This is a genomic window from Streptomyces bobili (genome assembly GCF_002154575.1).
Classification (GTDB): Bacteria; Actinomycetota; Actinomycetes; order Streptomycetales; family Streptomycetaceae; genus Streptomyces; species Streptomyces bobili.
Map to the genome: position 1 here is coordinate 1 of NZ_MUBA01000325.1, position 3,254 is coordinate 3,254.

A 3,254-nucleotide genomic window follows, 5' to 3' on the forward strand; every position below is an offset into this window, starting at 1 on the left:
CAGCCGCCCGCGCGGTCGGCGAACGGGACCTGGAACTGCGACTGGTGTAGGGGACAAGGTCTGCCGGGCCTGGCGGTGAGGCGTCTCGGTTCGCCGCTTCCACGCGTTCACCGGCGTCCGCACCCTGCCCCTGGAGCCGCCGTGCCGACGGCACCTCCGCCGCACGCCGTACGTCGCAGCCGTACGAGTGGCCCGACCGCACGACGCGCAGCATCACGCCCCCCGCCGAGCGACCTCAGACCTCCCCCGCTCCCCCACCCGGCGGCGGTGCCGTGCTGTCGCGCAGGACCAGGCGGGTCGGGACCAGGGTCGTACCGCGTTGGGGGCCGTCGCGGCGCATCTTGCGCAGTACGGCCTGGACGCAGAGGCGGCCGACCTCGGCGAAGTCCTGGTGGAGGGTGGTCAGCGGGGGCAGGAAGGAGCTGGCCTCGGGGATGTCGTCGAAGCCGATCACGCTGACGTCCTCGGGGACGCGCCGGCCGCGCTCGTGCAGGGCGCGCAGCAGGCCGAGGGCCATCTGGTCGTTGGCCGCGAAGACGGCGGTGCAGTCCTCCTGGGCGGCGAGTTCGAGGCCGGCGCGGTAGCCGGACTCGGCCGACCAGTCGCCGCGGACCACGGGCGGCGCGGGACGGCCCGCGTCGGTGAGCGCCCCGTGCCAGGCGTCGGCGCGGCGCTGGGCGGCGAAGGAGTCCTCGGGTCCCGCGAGGTGCCACACCGTCAGATGGCCGAGGTCCAGGAGGTGTTGGACGGCGGTGCGGGTGCCGCCGGACTGGTCGGTGTCGACGACGGTGTAGTGGCTGCCGGCGTCGGAGTCGACGACCACGACCTGGACGTGTGGCGGCAGGGTGACGGTCGCCGCGTCCAGCAGGTGGACCTCCATGATGACGATGACCGCGTCGACGGCGAGTTCCTCGAGGCGGGAGAACGCGCCGCGCACCTCGTCCTGCGTGGGCACGGCGACCGGCAGCAGCGTGACCGCGTACCCCTCGGCGGCGGCGGAGGTCGCGATGGCCTCCAGGGTGCGCACGTTGCCGGTGGTGGACAGCGTGAAGGTGATCACACCTATCGTGCGGAACTCTCCGCGCTTGAGGGCGCGGGCCGCGCTGTTGGGCCGGTAGCCCAGTTCCTTCATGGCGGCGAGCACCTGCTGCCGGGTTTCCTCGTTCACACCGGCGTAACCGTTGGAGACCCGGGACACGGTCTGCGAGGACACGCCGGCGAGGCGTGCCACGTCCGCCATCGAGGCGGTGGTCCGGCCCCGGCCGCGAGCCCGTCGTACCGCGCCGTCCGGGCCTTGAGCGCCCCCGGCCGGGCCCGTGGCCGTCCCGGCTCCGTTCGCCGGGGCTCTTTCAGCCATCTCCACGCGTTGCCCCCATCGTTCTGTCGCCGCTGCTTCGAGGGTCTCCGCAGATGACCCTTGACCATGGTTATCGGGGCAGTGTAGACATGCCGCCATCAGATGTTTACGTAAACATAACAGCCCACCGCCTCTTCGCGGTGGCTGATGTTTGCGTAAACATCGGCGGTGCGCACGGCACGTCGGCGCGACACCGCGAGTTCCAGGACTGGATGAGCGAGGAACGACATGACGACGCTGCAACCGCCGGTGGCCGCCGAGCCGCGGCCGGCGCCCCCTCCGGCGAAACGGGACCGCCGCTCCTGGATGGGCTGGGGTTTCATCGGTCCCTTCGTGGCCGTTTTCGCCCTGGTCTTCCTGGCGCCGATCGCGTATTCGATCTACCTCAGCCTCTTCCGTGACCAGCTCATCGGCGGCACGCAGTTCGTCGGCTTCGACAACTACACGCAGGCGCTGAAGGACGACCAGTTCTGGGGCGCGCTCGGCCGGGTGTCCCTGTTCCTGGCCATCCAGGTGCCGATCATGCTGGGCATCGCCCTGCTGGTGGCGCTGGCGCTGGACAGCGGCCGGCTCTACGGCAAGAGCTTCTTCCGCATCACGATCTTCCTGCCGTACGCGGTGCCCGCCGTGGTCGCCACCCTCATGTGGGGCTTCATGTACGGCACGAAGTACGGCCTGGTCGGTGACATCAACGAGGCGTTCAGCGTCTCGCTGCCCGACCCGCTCTCCCCCGACCTGGTGCTGGCGTCGATCGGCAACATCGTCACCTGGGAGTTCGTCGGCTACAACATGCTGATCTTCTACTCGGCGCTGCGCGTCATCCCGCACTCGCTGTACGAGGCGGCGGAGATCGACGGCGCCGGACAGATCCGCATGATCACCGCGATCAAGCTCCCCGCGATCCGGGGCGCCCTGGTCATCGCGACGATCTTCTCGATCATCGGCAGCTTCCAGCTCTTCAACGAGCCGAACATCCTGCGGCCGCTGGCCCGCAACGCCATCACCACCGACTACACGCCGAACTTCTACACGTACTCGCTGTCCTTCAACGGCCAGCAGCACAACTACTCCGCGACGGTGGCCATCATCATGGGCCTGATCACGATGGTGATCGCCTACGTCGTGCAGCTGCGCGGCATGCGCAAGGGAGCGTGACCCGATGAGCAGCCCTCTCACCACCGCTTCCCCTTCCGTACCCGCGAAGACCTCAGGTCCCGGCCGGAACTCCCCGAGGCTGCGCAAGCCGCGCAAGCCCTCCGCGGGCAAGCCCAAGCGCAGCGTGCTGCTGACGGTGCTGACCTCGCTGATCGTGATCTACACCGTCGTTCCGCTGATCTGGCTGGCCATCAACGCCACCAAGACGCAGGCGGGTCTGGCCGACTCGTCCGGCATGTGGTTCGCCGACGACTTCGCGCTGTGGGACAACATCCGCGACACGTTCACCTACAACGACGGCGTGTTCACCCGCTGGCTGCTGAACACCCTGATGTACGTGGTGCTGGGCGCCGGCGGGGCCACCTTCCTCGCGGTGCTCGGCGGTTACGCGCTGGCGAAGTTCGACTTCCCCGGCAAGCGCGGCATCTTCGCCACGGTCATCGGCGCGGTGGCGGTCCCGGGTACGGCCCTGGCGGTGCCCACCTTCCTGATGTTCAGCAAGATGGGCCTGACCGACACCCCGTGGGCCGTGATCATCCCCTCGCTGGTCTCGCCGTTCGGCCTGTACCTGATGTGGGTGTTCGCCACCGAGGCCATCCCCAACGAACTGCTCGAGGCGGCCCGCATCGACGGGGCCGGTGAGGCGCGGATCTTCTTCACCGTCGTCCTGCCGCTGCTCGCCCCCGGCATCGTGACCGTGCTGCTGTTCACCACGGTCGCCACCTGGAACAACTACTTCCTG

The 3,254-nt window shown here is 69.2% G+C and carries 3 protein-coding genes; 2 read left to right on the top strand and 1 reads right to left on the bottom strand.

The features are described 5' to 3' along the window. Positions 1 to 235: 235 nt before the first annotated feature. Positions 236 to 1,240 carry a LacI family DNA-binding transcriptional regulator gene (locus BZL64_RS25015; protein ID WP_086771452.1) on the bottom strand — a complete coding sequence of 335 codons (1,005 nt, stop codon included), beginning with the start codon at positions 1,238 to 1,240 and terminating at the stop codon, positions 236 to 238. A 345-nt stretch (positions 1,241 to 1,585) separates the two neighbouring features. On the opposite strand from BZL64_RS25015, the gene BZL64_RS25020 reads away from it, so the two are divergent. Next, a complete protein-coding gene (locus BZL64_RS25020; protein ID WP_086771453.1) occupies positions 1,586 to 2,512 on the top strand; it encodes a carbohydrate ABC transporter permease in 927 nt (308 codons plus the stop codon). 4 nt (positions 2,513 to 2,516) lie between these two features. Further along, a partial coding sequence (locus BZL64_RS25025) for a carbohydrate ABC transporter permease (protein WP_086771454.1) occupies positions 2,517 to 3,254 on the top strand: 738 nt, incomplete at its 3' end.

Excerpts from the sequence above, each read along its gene's own strand:
- BZL64_RS25015 (WP_086771452.1), bottom strand. The coding sequence starts at position 1,240 with ATGGCGGACGTGGCACGCCTCGCCGGCGTGTCCTCGCAGACCGTGTCC.
- BZL64_RS25020 (WP_086771453.1), top strand. The coding sequence starts at position 1,586 with ATGACGACGCTGCAACCGCCGGTGGCCGCCGAGCCGCGGCCGGCGCCC.